General features: G+C 71.3%; 14 protein-coding genes. 7 read left to right on the top strand and 7 right to left on the bottom strand.

What is annotated here, in order from left to right; all coding sequences use genetic code 11:
* Nucleotides 1–92: 92 nt before the first annotated feature.
* A complete protein-coding gene (locus tag ABH931_RS12845) occupies nucleotides 93–338 on the top strand; it encodes a hypothetical protein (protein WP_370112540.1) in 246 nt (81 codons plus the stop codon).
* 174 nt (nucleotides 339–512) lie between these two features.
* Entirely contained in the window at nucleotides 513–2,216 is a 1,704-nt protein-coding gene (locus ABH931_RS12850) for a hypothetical protein (protein WP_370112542.1), read from the top strand.
* Nucleotides 2,217–2,285: 69 nt separating this feature from the next.
* On the opposite strand, the gene ABH931_RS12855 is transcribed toward ABH931_RS12850, so the two are convergent.
* Nucleotides 2,286–3,494 (bottom strand): peptidase S8, encoded by a 1,209-nt coding sequence (locus tag ABH931_RS12855; protein WP_370112544.1) that lies wholly within the window; start codon nucleotides 3,492–3,494, stop codon nucleotides 2,286–2,288.
* A 309-nt stretch (nucleotides 3,495–3,803) separates the two neighbouring features.
* On the opposite strand from ABH931_RS12855, the gene ABH931_RS12860 reads away from it, so the two are divergent.
* Nucleotides 3,804–4,007, top strand: a complete 204-nt coding sequence (locus ABH931_RS12860; RefSeq protein ID WP_370112546.1) for a DUF6229 family protein — start codon at nucleotides 3,804–3,806, stop codon at nucleotides 4,005–4,007.
* Between the two features lie 95 nt (nucleotides 4,008–4,102).
* Nucleotides 4,103–6,934 (top strand): type 2 lanthipeptide synthetase LanM family protein, encoded by a 2,832-nt coding sequence (locus ABH931_RS12865; protein WP_370112548.1) that lies wholly within the window; start codon nucleotides 4,103–4,105, stop codon nucleotides 6,932–6,934.
* A gap of 24 nt (nucleotides 6,935–6,958) precedes the next feature.
* Here the strand turns inward: ABH931_RS12865 and ABH931_RS12870 are convergent, their stop codons facing one another.
* The 5 genes from ABH931_RS12870 to ABH931_RS12890 form a co-directional block, all read right to left on the bottom strand.
* The gene (locus tag ABH931_RS12870) at nucleotides 6,959–8,977 is read right to left on the bottom strand and encodes a glycosyl hydrolase family 28-related protein (protein WP_370112550.1); all 2,019 of its coding nucleotides are present in this window, start codon (nucleotides 8,975–8,977) and stop codon (nucleotides 6,959–6,961) included.
* A 184-nt stretch (nucleotides 8,978–9,161) separates the two neighbouring features.
* Nucleotides 9,162–10,790 carry a glycoside hydrolase family 13 protein gene (locus ABH931_RS12875; RefSeq protein WP_370112552.1) on the bottom strand — a complete coding sequence of 543 codons (1,629 nt, stop codon included), beginning with the start codon at nucleotides 10,788–10,790 and terminating at the stop codon, nucleotides 9,162–9,164.
* A gap of 201 nt (nucleotides 10,791–10,991) precedes the next feature.
* Nucleotides 10,992–11,882, bottom strand: a complete 891-nt coding sequence (locus ABH931_RS12880) for a carbohydrate ABC transporter permease (protein ID WP_370112554.1) — start codon at nucleotides 11,880–11,882, stop codon at nucleotides 10,992–10,994.
* A 1-nt stretch (nucleotide 11,883) separates the two neighbouring features.
* A complete protein-coding gene (locus ABH931_RS12885; RefSeq protein WP_370112556.1) occupies nucleotides 11,884–12,828 on the bottom strand; it encodes a carbohydrate ABC transporter permease in 945 nt (314 codons plus the stop codon).
* A 92-nt stretch (nucleotides 12,829–12,920) separates the two neighbouring features.
* Entirely contained in the window at nucleotides 12,921–14,354 is a 1,434-nt protein-coding gene (locus ABH931_RS12890) for an ABC transporter substrate-binding protein (protein ID WP_370112558.1), read from the bottom strand.
* A 250-nt stretch (nucleotides 14,355–14,604) separates the two neighbouring features.
* Here ABH931_RS12890 and ABH931_RS12895 point away from each other — a divergent pair, with 250 nt between their 5' ends.
* The 3 genes from ABH931_RS12895 (at nucleotide 14,605) to ABH931_RS12905 (ending at nucleotide 21,028) form a co-directional block, all read left to right on the top strand.
* Nucleotides 14,605–15,609, top strand: a complete 1,005-nt coding sequence (locus ABH931_RS12895; protein WP_370112560.1) for a LacI family DNA-binding transcriptional regulator — start codon at nucleotides 14,605–14,607, stop codon at nucleotides 15,607–15,609.
* 313 nt (nucleotides 15,610–15,922) lie between these two features.
* Entirely contained in the window at nucleotides 15,923–20,233 is a 4,311-nt protein-coding gene (locus tag ABH931_RS12900; RefSeq protein ID WP_370112562.1) for a discoidin domain-containing protein, read from the top strand.
* 84 nt (nucleotides 20,234–20,317) lie between these two features.
* On the top strand, nucleotides 20,318–21,028 hold the full coding sequence (locus tag ABH931_RS12905; RefSeq protein ID WP_370112564.1) for a hypothetical protein: 711 nt from the start codon (nucleotides 20,318–20,320) through the stop codon (nucleotides 21,026–21,028).
* 20 nt (nucleotides 21,029–21,048) lie between these two features.
* Here the strand turns inward: ABH931_RS12905 and ABH931_RS12910 are convergent, their stop codons facing one another.
* Entirely contained in the window at nucleotides 21,049–21,909 is an 861-nt protein-coding gene (locus ABH931_RS12910; RefSeq protein ID WP_370112566.1) for an acyl-CoA thioester hydrolase/BAAT C-terminal domain-containing protein, read from the bottom strand.
* Between the last annotated feature and the right edge of the window lie 20 nt (nucleotides 21,910–21,929).

A 21,929-nucleotide genomic window follows, 5' to 3' on the forward strand; every position in this document is an offset into this window, starting at 1 on the left:
AGCGGCTTGTGCACGGGGCGTTGTCATTCGTTCGGGTAGCGGATGAGCGAACACGGATGCGATCACTGTGGGCGGGTCGCAGGCTGGGGCGCATGACCGAACCGTCGCCCACCGAGCACCACCACGCCCACGTCGTCGTCCACCCCGTCACCTCCGACGGCGTCGGCCGGCAGTTCCGGCGGGTGGACATCCTCGGCACCCAGGTAGGGAAGGCGTACACCCTGCAGGACGTGACGGAGTTCTGCCGGCGGGCGGGCCTGGACACGCTCGACTTCGAGGCCTACGACCTGGTCCAGTGGATCGGCGGCGGCCCCGACGTGTGGGAGCAGATGTCCTGAACGGCGCCCCCGAGCGGGCCCAGGCAGCACCCGCTGCTCCTCGTCCACGCCGGGCGCGCGCACCCCGTGACGCAGCTTCAGCAACCGCATCCACTCACGCTCCCGCGCCCGGGAGTGGGCTCCGCGCGCCGTAGACTTCGGCCTTCGAGCGCTGCCATCGCGGGAGGAGATCGTATGCAGGACCCTTCGGACTCGGTGGAGAGCCCCGAGCCTGAGGCTGGGCCCGACGGCGCGGAGGGCGCCGCGGAGGACGGTGCGGGGTTCGAGGCGACACGGGCGTCGACGGTGCTCGCGGAGGTCGTCCCGGGGGTGGCCGCCGTCTTCGGGGAGGTGCCCGCTGAGCTCAAACCGTATCTGCTCGACGTCGGGCTCGTGCCCGCCGCCGACCGGACGCGGATAGCCGGCGTGCTCGCCTCGATCGGGAACTCGGCGACCGTGGCCCGCGCCCTCGGGCCCGCGCTCACCGGAGCGCAGGGGCTGTACCGGGTCAGCGGCGCCACCCAGTCCCTGCTGAACGCGGGCGCGACGCTGGCCGTCAAGGACGGTGCGAACCTCGGGGCGGTGATGTTCCAGGGCCGCATCATCGCGCAGGCCCGCTGGGTGCCGGCGAACGCCGTGAGCGTGGCGCAGACGGTGGCGACGATCGGGCCGGCGCTGGCCACGCTCGCCCTGCAGATGCAGCTCAACGAGGTCACCGGCCTGGTCCGGACGAACATCGCGCTGACGAGCCAGGTCCTCGCCACCATCCGCAAGGACCAGTGGCACGAACTGACCGGGCTCGTCGACTCCGTCGACCGCACCGTCGACCAGGCGCGAACCGCGGGGGCGGTGCCGCTCTCCCTGTGGCAGAAGGTCGCCGGCCACGAGGCGCTGCTGCTGAAGCAGCTCCCGCTGTACCGGCAGAACGTCCGCGACCACATCGCCCAGATCGACGGAGCCGACGACCCGCGGCGACGCCGCGCCTACCTCCAGGGGAACGCCGAGGCCATCGCCTTCGACGCGCACGCCCTGCTGTCCACCCTCAAGGCGTGGATCGGATACCAGTCCCTGCACGCCGCCCGGGCGCGGGCCGCCGCCGCGGAGGACGCGGGAGAGGCGCGGCTGGTCGAGGACATCGCCGAGCGCACCGGCAAGGAGCTCGACGTCGCCCTCGCCGAGACGACGCGGCTGCTGGACTCGCTGCGGCGGGAGCTGCGCGTCATCGCCCATCTCCCCGGTCGCGACTCGCTTCCGCTGCTGGGCCGGCGCGGTGACGCGCTCGCGGCGCGCCGGGTCTCCGCCGGGCTGCTGGAGGCGATCGAGCCGCTGGCCGACGCGCTGCGTCCGCCCGCCCCGCCGCTGGAGGCGCCCGACGTCGTCTGCGCGCCGCCGTCGTTCGACCCCGAGCCGTACCTGCGCGTGCTGCGCTGGTTCCTGGAGGAGGACGAGACCCTGCGGGTCCTCGCCTTCCCCGAGCAGCCGGACGCCGGCGACCCGTTCTCCGCGATGCTCGGCGGGGCCAAGGAGCTGCTGGCGTCGGCCAGGGACCGGACGGCCGCGACGAAGACCATGGTCGCGGTCACCGACCGGCGCGTCGTGACGGCCCGGGCGGGCGCCTTCCTCGACGAGGGCGAGATCCGCCAGGACCTCCCGCTCGACCAGGTCCGCTACGTCCGGGCGACGACCCCACCGGACAGGGACAAGGGCGGGCGCCCGGCCGTCGATCTCATCACGCGCGACGAGAACGTCCGGTGGTTCTTCCACTCCGACGTCGACACCGCCGGCGTGGACGCGCTCGCCGCGGTGCTCGCCGAGTCGATGGCGATCCCGGACGGTGAACGCCAGGCGCTGCTCCGGCGGAGCCACCGGCGCGCGCTGGAAACCGCCGAGGCGGGGTAGGGAGCCCGACGGCCCCGGTCGGCGGGGAGCGCCGGCCGGGGCCGTCAGGAGCGGGTGGAGCGGGTGGCGTCAGCCGGTGAAGGCGGTCAGCCCGTTCGGGGTGCCGAGGCCGGTCGGGCCGTCGTAGCCGGTCTCCGCGGTGCAGAGGTAGGCCGGCGAGCAGGACGCGGTCGAGCCGGTGGTGACGTCGTTCAGCGCCGAGGTGTGGCTGTAGAGGTTCGCCGCCGGGACGCTGCTGCTGTGCGAGCCCGCGTCGGCGTAGACGCCGGCGATCAGCGGGGCCGCGACCGAGGTGCCACCGTAGACGGACCAGCCCGAGGCGCCGTAGGTCTGGTAGACCGCGACACCGGTGGCCGGGTCGGCGACGGCCGAGACGTCGGCGACGGTCCGGTGCGAGCAGCCGCTGTCCGTCTGCCAGCTCGGCTTGGGCTCGTAGGCCGAGCAGCCGGAGCCGGCGCCCTCGCTGCTGGAGGTGGACCAGACGCTCTCGCTCCAGCCACGGGTGTTGGACGCCTTGCTGAGCGAGGTGCCACCGACGGCGGTGACGTACGGGGACGCCGCCGGGTACTCCACGCCGTAGCCCGAGTCACCGGAGGAGACGGTGATGGCGACGCCGGGGTGGTTGAAGTAGGTGCTGTCGTAGGAGGTGTCGGCGGAGGACTCCGAGCCGCCGTAGCTGTTGGAGACCTCGGTCGCGCCCAGCTTGACCGCGGTGTTGACGGAGGCGCCCAGGTTGGTCATCGAGGCGCTGGTCGCCTCCACCAGGATGATCTTCGCGTTGGGCGCGATCGCGGACACCATGTCCAGGTCGAGGGAGATCTCCCCGGCCCAGCCGGAGTTGGAGCGCGGCAGCTTGCTCGTGCCGGTCTGGCCGACGATGGTGAGGCAGCCGCTCGCGGTGGTGCAGGCGGGCAGGCCGTACTGGGAGCGGTAGACCGCCAGGTCGGACGCGGCGTTGGGGTCGTTGTAGGCGTCGACGATGGCGACGGTCTGGCCCGCGCCGCCGTTCGCCGGAATGCTGTACGCCGAGCGCAGGTCCGAGGGGCCGTAGCCGGAGGGGGTCGCGTTCGGGGTGATACCGGTGGCGTGGACGTGCTCGGCGATGCTGGTGACGTGCAGGGCGTTACAGAAGACGTGACCGGGTGTCAGATCCACGGCGCACGACCGGGCCCAGGACGCGCCGTGGGGGGACGCGGCCTGGGCCGGCGCGGCGGCCACGAGGGCCGAGACGCCGAGTGCGACGGCGGTGGCAACGGCGGATATCGACGAGGTGCGCAACGTACTGCCTCCTGTGGGGAGTCGGGCCTTGACGTAGCGGAGGAAAGCAGAGAAGAGCGGTGGAACTTCTGAACACCCTCTGAAGTGGTGTCAACGGCGAGAACCGTAGCGGCGGTGTCGGCGGACTGACAAGGGATGTGCAGGAGATGAAACCGACGTTTACTCGCGCGCAACAGGACGGCCGGGTACCACCCCCGGGGCGGCATGTCGCACTTGAGGGGAACATGGCCGGTTCGCGCCTGCGCCGGGCGCTCCAGTTGCGGGGATGCTGAGCCAGTCCAACACCTTTCCCTCACAAGGAGGTTGCTCATGCCCAGTGCCGCCGCCGCCCACCCGGGCCGGATCGTCGACGCCTGGCTCGCGGGCGCGGAGTCCGCGTTCGGCAAGGACAACCCGGCCGGCCCGCTCTTCGTGGGCGGGGGCGCGGCCGAGGCCGCGTTGACCGACAGCACCGACGCCCTGATGGCGTTCTGTTCCAGCCCCACCGGCTCGTTCCACAGCTACTGCTGCTGAGCCGGCTCCGGCCGCGCGTCCTCGGGCGCGCGGCCCCCGCAGGTGGACGACCGCTCCGCACCGGAACCACGTTGGACAGCCCCGGGAGAGGACCCATGGAGGAGGACTGGTTCGCCGCGCCGGTGGCGGCCCTGGCCGCACCGCTGCTGGACCGCTTCGCGATGGAGCTCGACGCCGTCGCGGGGCACGACGCGCCGGAACTGGCGGTCGTGCGCGAAGCGGCCGAGCGCTCGGTGCTCGCGCTGCTCCAGGTGAAGCTCAACCGGGTGTTCCTGCTGGAGCTGCAGGCCGCCTCGATGGAGGGACGTCTCGGCGCCGGCGACCCGCGCGAGCGCTGGCAGGCGTATCTGGAACTCGCGCGCACGCCCGCCTACCTGGCCGAACTGGCCGGCCGCTATCCGGTCCTGCACGAGCGTACGGACGCCGTCGCCGCCCGCCACCTCGACGCCGTCCTGGACCTGGCCGGCCGCCTCACGGCCGACCGGCCCGCGCTCGCCGACCTCCTGGAGAGCCGGGACCCCGGGGCCCTGCGGGGGCTGAGCCTCGGCGCCGGGGACCCTCACCGGGGCGGGCACGCGGTCGCGCTGCTGGACTTCGCGCACGGCCGGATCGTCTACAAGCCGCGCCCGACCGAGGTCGACGCCGCGCTCGCAGGCTTCTTGCGGGAGTGCGGCCCGCACGAGGCCGGCCCGGCGCTGCGCGTGCCGCGGACCCTCGTGCGCGACGGTTACGGCTGGGCCGCCTTCGTCGCCCACCGCTACTGCCAGGGCGACGCCGAACTCGCCTCCTTCTACCGATCCCTGGGCGGCTGGCTGGCGGTGATGCGGCTGCTCGGCGGCACCGACCTGCACGCCGAGAACCTGATCGCCTGCGGCCCCGAACCGGTCGTCGTCGACGCCGAGACGCTGTTCACTCCGGACCCGCCGACCGACCCGAGCGGACGCGGCGAGGCCGTCGACCTGGCCTACCGGCTGATCCGCGGGACGGTGCTGCGCACCGGCATCCTGCCGCTGCGCGCCGACGGCTACACGCTCGCCGGGGTGGACATCTCCGCCGCCGGCTCCCTGCCCGGCCAGAACCCACGCATCCGCGTCCCCGTCATCGCCGACGCCGGAACGGACGCCGCACGCCTCGCGGTGGACGTCGTCGACCTGCCGCGCACCGGCAACCACCCGAGCCCGGACCCCGTCCTGATCCGTCACTGGGACCAGGTCGTCACCGGCTTCCGGGACTTCACGGCACACCTCGCCGCGCTCGACGCCGCCGGGCGGCTCGTCCCGGCGCTGGACCGCTTCCACGGGACGGTCGTGCGGCTGCTGCGGCGCCCCACCCAGGCCTACGTCGAGATCGGGCGGATGCTGTGGCACCCGGCCTCGCTGCACGACCCCGCCGCCGCGCTGGAACGCGGGCGCGACATCATGCGCCGCAACGCGGCTGCGCTTCCCGGCGCGCCGGGCGACCTGGCCACCGTCGACGCCGAGATCGCCGACCTGCTCCTCGGCGACATCCCCGTCTTCACCTTCGCCGTGGACCGGGGACGGCTCGACGCGACGCTCGCCGACTGGCGCGCCGCAGACCTGTGGCGCGAGGAGGACGTGATCCGCAGCGCCCTGGTCGGCGCCTATCTGAACGAACGTCAACTCCCGGCCAGGGTTCAGGTTCCGGCGCGCAGGCCGCACGCCGGCCGGCTGGACGCGCGGCGCCGCCGGATCGCGGCGGAGGCCGTCCGCACCCTGCTCCGGCACGCGGTCGCCGGCCCGGACGGCACCACGACCTGGATCAGCCCGGTCCTGATGCGCGCGGGCTGGGCCATCCGCCCGCTCACGGCCGACCTGTACAGCGGACAGGGCGGGGTGGTGCTGGCGCTGGCCCAGTACCGGGCCGAGACGCTGGCCGGGCGCGCCGACGAGGTGTCAGAGCTGGAGCCCGCCCTGCGCGGCGCGCTGCGGGTGCTGGCCGCCACCGAGGACCGTGTGCCGACGACCGAGCTCGGGGGCTTCCTGGGGCTGGCGGGCCAGGCGTGGACCTGGGCCGCGCTGCACGGCCTGGCCGACGATCCGCTCGTGCGGGCGGCGGCCCCGCTGGACCGGGCCCGCGCGCGGGCGGCGCTGATCACTCCCGAGGCGATCGCCGCCGACCAGGAGCTCGACGTGCTCAGCGGCACGGCCGGGGCGATCGTCCCGTTGCTGGGTCTGGCCGAACTGACGGGAGAGGAGCAGTGGTTGGTCACCGCCGCGGCCGCAGGACGCCACCTGGAGCGGACCACCCACCTGGACGGGCGCGGCGCCCGCTGGTCCACGCTGCTCACCCCGGAGGGCATCGGCGGCTTCGCGCACGGCTCCACCGGCTTCGGCTGGGCGTTGTCCCGGCTGGCCACGTCGCGGGCCGGCTCGGCCGCCGACCGGGCGCGCTGGCGCGCACTCGCCGGTCAGGCCCTCGCCTTCGAGACATGGCTGTTCGACGCGGAGGCTGGTGCCTGGCGCGACGCACGGATCGGCAGCCAGACCGACTTCCCGACGGCCTGGTGCCACGGCAGCACCGGGATCGGCCTGGCGGCCGCCGACCTGCTGCGGCGCGACGGCGGCCCGGAGCACCGGGAGACGGCCCGCCGCTCGCTGCCCGCGACCCTGCGCGAGGGCTTCGGCTGGAGCCACACCCTCTGCCACGGCGACCTGGGCCTGCGGGAACTGCTGGGCACGCTCGCCCATGTGCTGCCCGACCACGACGGCCCCGATCCGGCGTGGGCGGACGCCGAACTGCTCAGCGGGATCGAGGAGCGCGGCCCGGTCGGCGGCATCGCCAAGGAGGCCTTCGCCCCGGGCCTGATGCCGGGACTGGCCGGTGTCGTCAACGCGCTGCTGCGGATGAACCCGGAGCACCGCGTGGTGTCGCCGCTGCTCCAGGACCTCACCCTGCCGCAGCGGTGAGGTCCTGGAGAGTAGGCCCCTGGCCTACTGCCAGGGGCCGGGCGCGGGCGGCGCGACGACGGTGGGACGGTCGTCGCAGGTGATGGTGTTCGGCAGCTCCCACGAGCCCAGCCAGGGGCCGGTCGTGCCGCCGCCGGTGTTGCCGCCGAGGTCGGTCAGGGAGAACTCCGAACCGGCCGGGGTGAAGTGGAACGACCCGCAGTTGTTCACCCCGACGGCGCCCACGTTGCGGGCCACCACGTTCTGGAAGGTGGCGTTGCCCGCGGCGCGGGCGCTCACCACGTCCGTGCCGGTGCCGTCGACCCGGATGTCGCTGAAGTGCACGTTGGTGATGGAGTACTGGTCCTTCACGCTCCAGTCGGAGACCATCATGATGGCGTCGTAGGTGTTGTCGAGGAAGTCGTCCCCGGTCACCTGGACGTTCGCGTCGAGGCTGTGCTCCAGCGCGTAGAGCCAGATCGCGCCGAGCCCGATCTTCCAGTTCAGTTCGAAAGTCCCCGCGCGGACGGTGGTGTTGTCCGCGACCGAGATCGTGCCGGCGAACGGCACCGCCCCGAAGCGGGTGCCGAGCTGGATCGCGGACCCCTCCCGGATCGGGTCGGCCACCAGGTTGCCGGCCACGGTCAGGTCCGAACCGCCGTACAGGGCGATGCCGTTGGCCAGGACCGGCGTCTGCACGGTGTTGTGGGCGACGAGGTCGTTCGCGTCGGCGGCCGGGGCGGACCACAGGGCGATGCCGTCGTCGCCGGTGTTGCGGACGAAGTTGTTCGCGATCAGCGAGTCGGTGACGCCGCCGTGGAAGTTGATGCCGTCGGCGATCTGGTCCGCGATCTGGTTGTTGGTGATGCTCAGGTTCTTCATCGGACCGTCGAGCCAGATGCCGACCTTGGTATGGTGGATGTAGAGCCCCGAGACCGAGGAGTCGCTGAACGCGCCGCCGACGCCGTTCACCTGGTCGGTGTCGATCCGCTCGCGCACGTCGCCCTCGATGGCGAAGTCCCGCAGGTGCACGTCGTGGCTGCCACCGGCGGAGGCGTCCTTGCCGTAGAAGCCGACGCCGGTGTGGACGGACCCGTCCGGCGCGGGCGTCGGCAACGTGACCTGGTGGCCCTTGATGACGGTGTACCAGTTGCCGGCGCCCTGGATCGTCACGTGGTCCACGATGATGTGCCGGTTCACCTGGTACGTCCCCGGCGGCACCCACACCGTCCGCCCGGTCCGCTGCGCGGCGGCGACCGCCGCGTCGAAGGCGTCGGCGGAGTCCGTGGCGCCGGTCGGGTCGGCGCCGAAGTCCCGCACGTCGAGGGAGTGGTCGGGCCGGCGGAGCGGGGCCGGCACGTTCTGGGTGTCCAGCACGTCGATCGTGGTCGTCGCGGCCGGGCTCCCGGCCGGCACGGCGAGCCGGATCACGTCACCGGCGCGGTAGGTGTGGTCCAGCAGCAGCCGCTGCTCGTCGTAGAAGTGGCTGGGCCGGAACGGTGTCGGGAAGACGGGGGCCGGGGTCGTCTGGTCCGGCACGCAGCTGCACTCGGTGGTCCACCAGTCCGGGTTGAGCGGACCGGCGTTGGGGTCGTTGCTGAACGGGTACTCGTTGTAGAGCCAGGCGTACTGCGAGGTCAGCGTCATCGTCTGGCGGCGGTGGCCGTTGACGGTGACGTCGAGCGGCGCGGTGATGCCGCCGCCGCCCGGCGCGTCCGGGATGCTGTAGCGGACCGTGATGGCGTTGGTGTCGGCCGGCAGGGTGAAGTCGACGTACTGCCCCGGCGTGAGGGACACGGCCTTGCGGCCGGTCGCCTCGGAGGCGAGGGTGTAGGGCGTCGTGTCCGGACCGATGACCGTCCCGTCGGTCGTGGCGTTGAACGCGTTCTGCTCGGCGAACCCGAGGTTCGCGCCGCGGCCGCGCACCAGGGAGGGGTCGATCCCTGCCTTGGTGACGACCGGCGCGGGCGCCGGCGCGGCAGCGGCCCGGGCGGTGCCCGTCCCACCGGCGACGGCAAGCAATCCTACGGCGACGGCGAGAGTGAGTTGTCTCTTCCTGTGCATCGTGCGGCTCCTATTCAGCAGAGTTGCGGTTGCACTCACCTCAGGGGCGCGGGGCTGTGTCTGATGAACCGCAGGCGCGACACGCCACCCACCCACGTACGCACCGAACGAGCAGGGCCATCCGCACGCCGGTGGTTGCTCGCGCAGTTCCCCGCGCCCCTTGGGTGAGTGCAACCCCGTCAGTTCACAGGCGCAGCCACACCGCGGTGTCGGCGGGAAGCGTCGACTCGCCGTGCAGCCCGTCGCTGGCCAGCAGCACGGTTCCGGTCAGCGGCAGGGTGACCGCCTCGGCGGAGAGGTTCACCACGCAGGCGAAGCCCTCTCCCCTGCGGAAGGCCAGCACCCCCTCCGGTGTCCCCTCCAGCCACTCGAAGCCCGAGTCGCCCAGCTCGCGCCGCAACCGCAGCGCCGCCCGGTACAGGCTCAGCATCGAGCCGGCGTCGGCCGCCTCCGCCTCGACGGTGCACTCCTTCCACGCCTCCGGCTGCGGCAGCCACGGCACCGCGCCCGCGCCGTCGGGGCTGAAGCCGAAGGGCGCCTCACTGCCCGACCAGGGCAGCGGCACGCGGCAGCCGTCCCGTCCGGGGTCCGCCGGGTTGCGGCCCTTGCGTTCCCACATCGGGTCCTGGCGCAGGGCGTCGGGGATGTCCTCGACCTCCCACAGGCCCAGTTCCTCGCCCTGGTAGATGTAGACCGCGCCGGGCAGCGCCTGCGTCAGCAGCGCGGCCGCCCGCGCCCGGCGCGTCCCCTGGGCGAGGTCGACGGGGCGGCCGTGCTGGCGCGCGTAGATCGCGAACGAGGTGTCCTCGCGCCCGTACCGCGTCACCACCCGGTCGACGTCGTGGTTGGAGAGCACCCAGGTGGGCGGCGCGGCCGCCTCCCGGTGGAACCTGAGCGTGTCGTCGATGACGGCGCGCAGCCGGTCCGCCTCCCACGCGCACTCGAGATAGGGGAAGTTGAAGACAGTGTGCATCTCGTCGGGGCGCAGGTAGCGCGCCATCCGCGCCTGGTCGGGCAGCCAGACCTCGCCGATCAGGACGCGGTCGCCGCCGTACTCCTCGGCGACGCGGCGCCACGCCCGGTAGACGTCGTGGACCTCCTCGCGGTCGGTGACGGCCCGCTCCTCCGGATCGCTGACCGGCAGCTCCGGATCCTTGATCAGCAGCGCGGCGGAGTCGATGCGGAAGCCGTCCGCGCCGCGGTCGAACCAGAAGCGCAGCACGGACTCGAACTCGGCCCGGACGTCCGCGTGGTCCCAGTTGAAGTCGGGCTGCTCGGGGGCGAACAGGTGCAGGTACCACTCCCCCGCCGTGCCGTCGGCCTCGGTCACCCGGCTCCAGGTGGGACCGCCGAAGAAGCCCTGCCACTCGGTGGGCGCCAGCTCCCCGGACTCGCCCCGGCCCGGGCGGAACCAGAACCTGGCCCGTTCGGGCGAACCGGGGCCGGCCGCGAGCGCGGCCTGGAACCAGGGGTTCTGGTCGCTGGTGTGGTTGGGGACGATGTCGATGACGACGCGGATGTCCAGCGCGTGGGCCTGGCGGATCAGCTCCTCGGCGTCGGCGAGCGTGCCGAAGAGCGGGTCGATGGCCCGGTAGTCGGCGACGTCGTATCCGGCGTCGGCCTGCGGGGAGGCGTACCAGGGGTTGATCCAGATCGCGTCGACACCGAGTCCGGCGAGATGGGGCAGGCGCGCACGCAGCCCGGCCAGGTCGCCCACCCCGTCGCCGTCGCCGTCGGCGAAACTGCGGGGGTAGATCTGGTAGATGGCGGCGTTGCGCCACCACGGGAGCTCGCGCTCTCCGGTTTCGGGCACGACGAACCTGCTTTCTGGAAGGCATGGGGAGGCATGCGAGGGGGAGCCGCCGTCCCGGCCCGCCCCGGTCAGGGCGGAGACGGGCCGGGACGACGGGGATCACACGCCGGGCGGCACTGGCCGGCGGGCCGGGACACGACAGGCCGAGACACGACAGACAGGGGGCACGGCAGGCGGGGGCTGCGGGGCGCGGCAGGGGACTCAGCCCTTGAGGCCGCCCGCGGTGAGCCCGGCCATGATGTTGCGCTGGAAGATCAGGAACAGCGCGATGGCCGGGATGGACGCCAGGAAGAGCCCGGCGATCAGGGAGTTCTCCGGCATCGAGGTGGCCGCGGTGTTGACGCCGACATTGAGCGTCTCGTGCGAGGGCACGGTGATCAGCGGCCAGAGGAAGTCCTTCCAGACCGCGACCAGACCGAAGATGGAGACCACGCCGAGGATCGGACGCGACAGCGGCAGCACGACCGACCAGAGCACCCGCAGCGGTCCAGCGCCGTCGATGGCCGCGGCGTCGAGCAGTTCGTTGGGGATGGAGTCGAAGAACCGCTTCAGCAGGAAGACGTTGAAGGCGTTGGCCACCGTGGGCAGCCAGATCACCCAGGGGGTGTCCTGCAGGTTCACGTGGATCAGCGGCAGGTCGAGCACCGTGAGGTACTGCGGGATGACCAGCGCGGCGGCCGGGATCATCATCGAGGCCAGCATCATGCCGAGAATCACGTTGCCGAGCACGGGCCGCAGTTTGGACAGCGAGTAAGCGGCGGCAACGTCGAAGACCAGCTGGAAGAGCAGTGCTCCGCCGGCGTAGATGACGGTGTTGAGCAGCAGCTGGGCCATGCCGAGCCGGGACCAGGCCTCGGAGAAGGCGTGGGTGCTGGGGTGGCTCGGGAAGAGCGTCGGCTGGGTGCTCACCAGCTCCTGGGAGGACTTGAAGCCGCCGGTGGCCATCCAGTACAGCGGCCCGATGAAGACCACCGTGGTGACCAGCAGCACCAGGGTCAGCACGATCCAGTAGACGCGTCGGCCGCGCGGCTGGGTCAGCCGGACCGGGGAGATGAGCGTCCTGGTCGCCGAGGTGGGGGCGGTCGTGGCCATCTCAATCCTCCTGTCCGCGGCGGTCCAGCCAGAGGTAGACCGCCGAGAAGCAGCCGAGCACCAGCAGCATGATCACGCCGAGCGCGGCCGCGGTGTTGAACTTGTCGTAGTTGAACGCGTAGTTGTAGAGCAGGTAGACCACGGTGGTGGTCGATCCCTCGGGTCCGCCGCCGGTGAGCACGAAGGACTCGGTGAACATCTGCATGGTCGCCACGACCTGGAGCATCAGCATCAGCGAGAGGATCAGCCGGGTCTGCGGCACGGTGACGTGCCAGATCCGCTGCAGCAGGTTGGCGCCGTCGAGCTCGGCGGCCTCGTAGAGCTCACCGGGGATGCCCTGCAGGGCGGCCAGGTAGACCAGGGTGGCGCTGCCCATGTTGCCCCAGGTGGAGACGAGCACCAGCGAGGGCATCGAACTGCTCTTGGAGGCCAGCCAACTGGACGTGGGCAGGTGCAGCGCGTGCAGGACGTGGTTGAACAGGCCGTAGCCGGGGTCCATGAAGTACTTGAAGAGCAGGATGCCGGCCACCGGCGGCAACATCACCGGCAGGTAGACCAGGATCCGCAGGTAGCCCTGCGCGTGCCGGAACTCGTTGATGACGATCGCGGCCACGAACGGCGCCGCGAAGCCGAAGAACAGGGCTATGCCGGTGAACTCCAGCGTGTTGCGCCAAGCCGACCAGAACTCCGGGTCTGCGGTGATCTGGCGGTAGTTGGCAAGGCCGACCCAGCTGGTCTCTCCGTAGTGGACCCGCTGGAACGACATGACGATCTCGCGGATCATCGGGTACCAGGTGAACAGCACGAAGCAGAGCAGCGCACCGATCAGGAAGGCGTGGGCGCGCAGGTTGCGCACCAGTGCGCGGCGCAGGCTCGCGAAGCGCAGGGGCGGGGCGTCGCCGTCCGTTTCCAGACGGTCCTGACCTCGCGTCAGGGTGGCAGCCATGAAGGACTCCTCGTCAGACGTGCCGGTCGCCGGCCGGGCCGCAGCGGGGAGGAAGCGGGCCGGCCGGACGACACGTCACTGGTTCGCCGGACTCACTGGTTGGCGAGGATCTGGTTGGCCTGGGACTCGGCGGTCGACAGCACGTTGTCCAGGTTCGCGTTGGGGTCGGTCATCGCGGCCGACATCGCGGTGTCGAGGATCTTGTAGAGCTGCTGGGCCGCCGGAGGCTCGTTGATGCTGCTGGTCGGGTTGCTGACGTAGGGGTCGTAGTTCGACAGCGGCAGGTTGCCGTTGGTCTTCAGCGAGGTGGTGATCGCCTGGATCTGCGGCGAGGAGGCGCTCCAGAAGTACGGCTGCGGGATGGCGATCGCGACCGGGTCCTTGCTGGAGGCGGCGAGCGTCGCGGAGCGGGAGAAGTTGAACTGGCCCGCGTCCGGGGTCAGGTACTCGAAGTCGATCCAGGCGATCTCGGCCTTGATCTGGTTCGGGGTCTGGCCCTTCTTGAAGTAGTACAGGTCACCGCCGCCGAGGCTGTTGCCGGGGCCGGTGGCGCCGGGCATCGGGCCGAGGCCGAAGGCGTTCTTGTCCGCGCCGAGCACCTCGATCAGGTGCTTGACGACGTCGGGCGCGCCGATGAACATGCCGACCTTGCCGGTGGCCAGCGGCGGGAAGGCGTCGGCCCACTGGGTGACCGGGGTCGCGCCGATGCTGTGGTCGGTGAAGCGCATGTCGTGCAGACGCTGCAGCACGGCCTTGCCCTGCGCGGAGTTGAACGCGGCCTTGGTGCCGGAGGAGTCGACCATCTGGCCGCCGAGGCTGTAGATCTCGGAGGCGAAGTGCCAGCCGCCGGTGTTGCCGCCGCTGTAGTCCTCGTAGCCGGTGATGCCGTTGCCCAGCGCAGCGATCTTCTTGGCGTCGGCCTGCAGCTCGTCCCAGGTGGTGGGCGGCTGGTCGGGGTTGAGACCGGCCTTCTTGAACAGGTCGCGGTTGTAGACCAGGCCGGTCGAGTAGTAGTTGATCGGCAGCGAGTAGACCTTGCCGCTGACGCCGAGGTTGTTCTTGACGCTGCTCAGCATGGACGAGTAGCCGGGCACCGTCGCGTCGTTGACGTACTGGCTGATGTCGACGGCGTCGCCCGAGTTCAGGGTCTGGCCCTGGTCGGTGAAGTAGGCGTGGAACGCGCCGGTCTCGTCGTGGGCCTTGTACTCGGCGGTCTGCTGCGCCGGCACCTCGCACTGGCCGACGTACGGCTTGGCGTCGATGGTGACGTTCGGGTACTTGACCTTGAACAGGGCCAGGTCGTCCTCGTAGTTCGCCTTGCCGGCCGCCTGGTCGGCGCCGGGGGCGCAGTCGATGGAGATGGTGACCTTGGCGTTCGGGTCAAGCGGCTTGCCGTCGGCCACACCGTCCGTGGAGCTGTTCCCGGTGTTCCCGGACGAGCCGCTGCTCCCGCAGGCGGCGGTGCCCAGACAGAGACCCGCCGCGAGAGCGATGGCGGCCATCTTGCGCGATCTGTTCAGCATCATGCGTGCCCCATGGTCGAAGAATCGTGGTGGGTGGGGTAAAGCCGGCGTGTGAGGAACGTAGGACGCTTGGCGAGTGTGCGCAAGACCTGTACGCAAAATTGAAAAGTCACGACTGTGCTTCGGCGTGGCATGACCGCCGACAAGGCATCAACCGGCCCTTCCCTCCGATCTCACGGCGGTGACCTGGGCTTTTGCATCGCCGGGACTGCTTCTTGCAATCGCTTGCCGAATCCTGCTCTACTCTTGCGGCATGAAGAGCAGACTCGCCGAGGTGGCACAGAAGGTCGGAGTCAGCGAGGCCACGGTGAGCCGCGTGCTCAACGGGCGGCCCGGCGTCTCCGAGGGAACCCGCAACGCGGTCCTCGCCGCGCTCGACGTGCTCGGCTACGAACGGCCCAGCCAGCTGCGCGGCGAGCGCGCCCGCCTGATCGGCCTGGTCCTCCCGGAACTGCAGAACCCGATCTTCCCGGCGCTGGCCGAGGTGGTCGGTGGCGCGCTCGCCCAGCGCGGCTTCACGCCGGTGCTCTGCACCCGCACCGCGGGCGGGCTGTCCGAGGCCGACTACGTCAACATGCTGCTGGACCAGCAGGTTTCCGGCGTCGTCTTCGCCGGTGGCCACTTCGCCGAGTTCGACGCGCCGCACGAGCACTACGCGCGGCTGCGCGACCGCGGCATCCCCGTCGTGCTGTTCAACGCCGCCGTCGAGCACCTCGGCTTCCCGCAGGTCTCCACGGACGACGCCGTCGCGGTCGAGCAGGCCTTCGGCCACCTCGCGGCGCTCGGGCACGAGAACATCGGCATGATCGTCGGCCCCGAGGACCACATCCCCTCGCGCCGCAAGCTGGCCTCCTTCGCCGAGCAGTACGCGCGCCTGGGCCGCGAGGTCCACCCCGACTGGGTCGCGCACGCGCTGTTCGCCCTCGAGGGCGGGCACGCGGCGGCGAGCCGCATGCTGCGGGCCGGCGTCACCGGCATCATCTGCGGCAGCGACCCGCTCGCGCTGGGCGCGATCCGCGCGGCGCGGCGCGCCAGCCTCTCGGTCCCGGGCGACGTGTCGGTGGTCGGTTTCGACGACTCGGCGTTCATGAACTGCACCGAGCCGCCGCTCACGACGGTGCGTCAGCCGATCGAGGCCCTCGGCCGGGCTGCGGTCGCCCTGCTGGTCAACCAGATCGAGGGCGCGACGGTGGCCGCGGAGGAGCTCCTGTTCGAACCCGAGCTCGTCGTCCGCGGCTCCACCGGCCCGGCCCGGTAGGCACCACCGCGCAGTCCGGCCCGGCCACCCCCGGCCCGCGGCCCGCCCGTTTCGGGCGGGCCGCCTTTTTTCGTCGCGGCCGCGGTTTCGGGACCTCCGCCCGGCCCTCCGCCCGGCCCCCCGCCCGGCTCATCGCCCCCGACCGGGCCCGGCCCCGCCAGGTCCATTGACGGCATGCGTTCACGTCTGTAACTTCCTGGCGAAGTGTTGGAAATCTGCGACAGCATCGCGGAAGACCATCGCTACCCAGCGAGGGGGCCCGGGTCAGGGGCGCGGCTCGCCTCGGCGTCCGCCTCACAGGAACCGAGGGACGATGAACCACGCACGAACACAGCTCAGAGCACGCGGGCAAGCCCGTGGACGAGCACTTCTCGCCGTGCTCGCCACGCTCTTCGCTCTGCTGCTCGGCACCGCCGCCACGCCCGCCCACGCCGCGGGCAGCAATCTGGCGGCGGGCAAGAGCGTGAGTGTCTCCAGCACCAACGGCCAGTACGTGGCCGGGAACATCGACGACGGCGACCAGTCCACCTACTGGGAGAGCGCCAACGGCACGTTCCCGCAGTGGGCCCAGATCGACCTCGGCGCGGCCACCTCCGTCAGCCAGGTCGTGCTGAAGCTGCCCACCGGCTGGGGCTCGCGGACCCAGACGCTCAGCGTCCAGGGCAGCACCGACAACAGCACCTTCGCCACCGTCGTGGCGTCCGCCACGTACACCTTCGACCCCTCCACGTCGAACACGGTCACCATCAACTTCGGTGCCACCACCACCCGGTACGTGCGCGTCAACATCACCGCCAACAGCGGGTGGAGCGCCGCCCAGCTCTCCGAGTTCGAGATCTACGGCAGCTCGACCGCGCCGGCCAACCTCGCGCTCGGCAAGACCATGAGCGACTCCGGGCACAGCCAGAACTACGTCGCCTCCAACGCCAACGACGGTGACCCGAACACCTACTGGGAGTCGACCGACAACGCCCTCCCGCAGTGGCTCCAGGTGGACCTCGGCGCCTCCGTGGCCGTGGACCAGGTCGTGCTGAAGCTGCCGCCCTCCACCTCCTGGGCCGCACGCACCCAGACCCTGGCCGTGCAGGGCAGCACCGGCGGAAGCAACTTCAGCGACCTCGCCGCCTCCGCCGGGTACACCTTCGACCCGGCCACCGGCAACACGGTCACCATCAACTTCAGCCAGGCGACCACCCGTTACGTGCGGCTGAACATCACCGCCAACACCGGCTGGCCGGCCGGGCAGATCTCCGAGTTCCAGGTCTACGGCCCCTCCGGTGCCACCCAGCCGCCGACCGCGCCCACCAACCTGGCCTACACCCAGAGTTCCTCCGGCGCCGTGACGCTGACCTGGACGGCCTCCACCAGCAGCGGTGTCTCCAACTACGACGTCTACGCCAACAACACGCTGCTGACCTCCGTCCCGGGCACCGCGACGACCTACACCGACAACCCCGCGACGACCGCCACCGTCACCTACTTCGTCCGCGCCCGTGACGCGGCGGGCGACCAGTCGGGCAACAGCAACAGCGTCACCCGCACCGGCGCCTCGGCCACCCCGCCGACCGCGCCGAGCAACCTCGCCTACACCCAGCCCTCGTCGGGGCAGGTCGAGTTGACCTGGTCCGCCGCCTCCGACCAGGTCGGGGTCACCGGCTACAACATCTACCGCAACAACAGCAAGATCGCCTCGGTGAGCGGCACGACGCTCAGCTACACCGACTCCGTCGCGAGCACCCTCACCGTCTCCTACGACGTGACGGCCACCGACGCCGCAGGCCTGGAGTCCGCCGCCTCCAACACCGTCACCCGCACCGGCTCCGGCGGCACGCAGACCAACCTCGCGCTGCACAAGCCGATCGACGGCACCGCGTACACGTACACCTACGCGCCCGCCAACGCGGACGACGGCGACACCACCACCTACTTCGAGGGATCCTCCTACCCCTCGCAGCTGACGGTGCACCTGGGCGCGAACGCCGACCTGTCCTCCGTGGTGGTCAAGCTCAACCCGGCCTCGGCCTGGTCCGCGCGCACGCAGACCATCGCGGTGCTGGGCCGTGAGCAGAGCTCCTCGACGTTCTCCACCCTGGTCGCGGCGCAGTCGTACTCCTTCGACCCCAGCAGCAACCAGAACACCGTCACCATTCCGGTCTCCGGACGCGTCGCGGACGTCGAGGTGTCCATCACCTCCAACAGCGGCGCGCCCGGCGGGCAGGTCGCCGAGCTGGAGGTGTACGGCACTCCGTCGCCCAACCCGGACCTGACGGTGGCCTCCAACTCCTGGTCCCCCTCCGCGCCGGTGGAGACCGACTCGATCACCGCCTCGGCGGTGGTGAGGAACGGCGGCACCGCGGCCTCCGTCGCGACCGACGTCGGCTTCTACCTCGGCACCACCAAGGTCGGTTCGACCACGGTCGGCGCGCTCGCGCCGGGCGCCACGCAGACGGTGTCCGCGACCGTCGGGACGCAGACCGCGGGGACCTACCAACTGACCACCAAGGTCGACGAGTCGAAGAAGAACTTCAACCTCACCGCCGACCAGAGCTACACCAACCCGACCAACCTGGTGGTCACCCCGGTCCAGTCGGCCGACCTGGTCGGCACGCTCAACTGGACGCCGAGCAACCCGGCAGCCGGCAACACGGTCAACTTCAGCGCCACGGTGAAGAACCAGGGCACCATCGCCACGACCAGCGGCAGCCACGGCATCACGCTCACCCTGCTGGACCCGACCGGCAAGACGATCACCACGCTCACCGGCTCGGTCACCGGAGCCATCGCGCCGGGCGCGACGGCAGCGGCGGTCCCGCTCGGCTCGTGGACGGCCGTCAACGGCAAGTACACCGCCCACCTGGTGCTCGCCGCCGACGCCAACGAACTGCCGATCAAGCAGCCGCACCTGACCACCGACACCCCGCTCTTCGTCGGCCAGGGCGCCAACATGCCCTACGACTCCTACAAGTCCACCGACGGCGTCCTCGGCGGCTCCGCCGCGATCGTCGGCCCGAACCGCACCATCGGCGACATCGCCGGTGAGGCGACCGGCCGCGAGGCGGTGACGCTGGACAACACCGGCGACTCCGTCAGCTGGACCTCGCGCGAGTCCACCAACACCTTCGTGCTGCGCTACTCGATCCCCGACGCCGCGGGCGGCGGCGGCATCAACGCCACCCTGGACCTGTACGCCAACGGCCAGTTGGTGCAACCGCTCAACCTCACCTCGCACTACGCCTGGCTCTACGGCTCGGAGACCAGCCCCGGCGACAGCCCGAGCGCCGGCTCGCCGCGCCACATCTACGACGAGTCCAGCTTCCTGCTCGCGCAGTCGTACCCGCAGGGAACGGTCTTCGAGCTGAAGAAGGACGCGGCCAACACCTCCCAGTACGCGATCGACTTCATGAACCTGGAGCAGGCCGCCCAGACCGCCAACCCGGACCCGGCCCACTACGTCGTGCCCGGCGGCTTCACCCAGCAGGACGTCCAGAACGCGCTCGACAAGGTGCGCATGGACACCACCGGCACGTGGACCGGCGTCTACCTCCCGGCCGGCCAGTACGCGGTCACCGGGCGCCTGTCGGTCTACGGCAAGCCGGTGAAGGTGGTCGGCGCGGGCGTCTGGTACGCCCAGTTCGTCGCCCCGCAGAACCAGACCGACACCGACACCGGCTGGGACCTCCAGTCCGGCGCGAGCGGCTCGACGTTCACCGGCTTCGCCTGGTTCGGCAACTACACCACCCGCCAGGACGGCCCCGGCCACACCTGGGACCTGCGCAACCAGTCCAACATCACGATCGACAACGTCTGGATCGAGCACAACGTGGTCGGCGTCTGGGGCGCCTCCAACGTGCAGAACTCCACCTTCACCAACATGCGCATCCGCGACACCTACGCGGACGGCATCAACCTCACCAACGGCAGCCAGGGCAACCTGATCTCCAACGACGAGGCGCGCAGCACCGGTGACGACAGCTTCGCGCTGTTCGCGGCCCAGGACCAGAACGCGGGCAGCAAGCTGGAGAACAACACCATCCAGAACGTCACGGCGATGACCCCGTGGCGCGCGGCGGGTGTCGCGGTCTACGGCGGTGGCGGCAACACGATTTCGAACTTCGTGGTCTCCGACACCCTGTGCTACTCGGGCCTGACGATCTCCTCGCTCAACTTCGGCTACGCCTTCGAGGGCTTCGAGTCGACGCCGCAGACGAACATCTCCAACTTCTCGCTCACGCGGGACGGTGGACACTTCTGGGGCGCCCAGGTCTTCCCGGCCATCTGGGCCTTCTCGGCGACCCAACCCTTCCAGGGCATCCGCGTCAGCGACGCGACCATCACCGATCCGACCTACAGCGGCATCATGTTCCAGACCGACTACTCGGGAGGCAGCGCTCTCAACCCGATCTCGGACACCGTCTTCACCAACACCACCATCACCGGCGCCCACGCCGACAACGACGCCTACGGCACCGGCAAGTCCGGCTTCGGCATCTGGGCCAACCCCCTGCCGGAATCCGGCCAGGGCCCGGCGGTGGGATCGGTCACCTTCAACCACCTGGTGGAGAACAACAACGACGTGAACATCCAGAACACGACGTCGACCTTCAACATCACCGTGAACCCGTAACAGCCGGCAGCCACACCCTGAGAGACCCGCGGGCCCCGACCGGTTGGTCGGGGCCCGCGGCACGCGTCCCGCTACCGTCGTCCCATGGACCGGGCCACCATCCTCGCGAACCTCGCCAGTGACGGCGCCGAGCTCTCCTGCGAGGAGATCTCCGCACTCGCCGCCGAGCTCGACCTGCTGACCGCCGACCTCCTGGTCGTCGCGGGCCGGCCGGTGCCGGAGGAGTTCCTTCCTCCCCAGCGCGACGCCAAGATCACGAGACACTTCGCCTACCGGGTCAGCCACTGCTCCCATGCGACGCTCTCCACGCTGGAGGGATTCATCCGCGCCCTGCCACGTGTCCCGACCACGGACGTCTTCGTGCCATCGGTCCCACCCCAGCGCCCCCTTGCGACGACCGGCCTCGGCGCCGTGTTCAACGGCCTGATCCGCAACCGCGGCTTCGACATACGCGACCTCCCGTTCCTGGGGCTGTCCCGCAGCACCCTGAAGGGCATGTCGGCTCGCTGGGAGCCGAGTCGGCACCGGCAGTTCCAGCTCTGTGCCGTCGCCGGTCCGCTGGGCTGGACCCTGCCCGACCTGTTCGCGGTCGCCGGTGAGCCGTACTCGGACGAACTACGCCCCGTCATGCACTGCCGCCACCTCGGGCGGGTACTCACGGCGGCCATCCCCCTCACCACCGACCAGCTCGTTCAGGCCGGTCGGCACGCCGACCGCCTGAATCCTCCGACGAACCGCGGCGCGTGGCGGCCCGTCGCGGAAGGCTTCGTCGCGCAGTGCCCGGACTATCCCTGAACACCGCGCCTGGTCCCCTCTCAGCGGCGCGGCCCGGTCAGGGCGTCGAGGACGTGCGGCCAGGCGGCGGCGCCCAGGGAGGCGTCGGCGGCATCGGTGCCGCCGTAGGCGAGGTGGGTCGACGCGGTGGCGGGCGACTCACCCGGGAAGCGCGGACGGTGGCCCGCGGCGTCGTGGGTGATCAGGTCCGTCGGGAGGCCCGCCGCCTGCCGGCGGGCCGTCAGGGCGCGGGCGGAGGCGAGTGAGGGCCAGGTGAGATCGTCCGCGCCCGCCACCAGGACGAACCGCGCGGCGCTGCGTTCCACCGGGATCGCAGCGGCCCGATAGGCCTCGGGATACCGATCACGGCTGCTCTCGTACCGGCCGCGCAGGGAGACCAGACCGTCCTGACGGGCCACCGGCTCCCACGTCTCGTCCAGCGGCGCGAACGGGAGGGGCTCGCCCTGCCAGGTCCAGGAGGAGCGCACGGGCCGGCTCCGCCCGTCCGTGCCCGGACCGAGGTTGGGCCAGGTCACCGCCGCAGGCGACAGGGCGACCACCGCGGCGGTGCGCGGGTCGAGGACGGAGAGCCACAGGGCCGCCTCGGCCCCCTTGGACAGACCCAGCACGCCGAGCCGTTCGACGCCCTCCGCCGCCAGCAGGTCGAGCCCGCGCCCGATCGACTCGATCGGGACCTCGCAGATGCCGGGTGGCTGCCCCGCGCCGCCGTACCAGCGCATGCCGAAGGCGACCAGGCCCGCGTTCGCGAGGAGTCGGCACCGCTCCTCGGTTCCGGGGCCGTAACTGCCGTGCAGGACGAGCACACCCGCCCGTCCTCCGGCGGCCGGACGCGCCAGCAGGCCCTCGGGCGTGCCGGTGATCCTGCGTTCGATGATGCTCATCTCTCCCCCGGTGATCGTTC

This window comes from Streptacidiphilus sp. MAP12-33, assembly GCF_041261265.1.
GTDB lineage: Bacteria > Actinomycetota > Actinomycetes > Streptomycetales > Streptomycetaceae > Streptacidiphilus.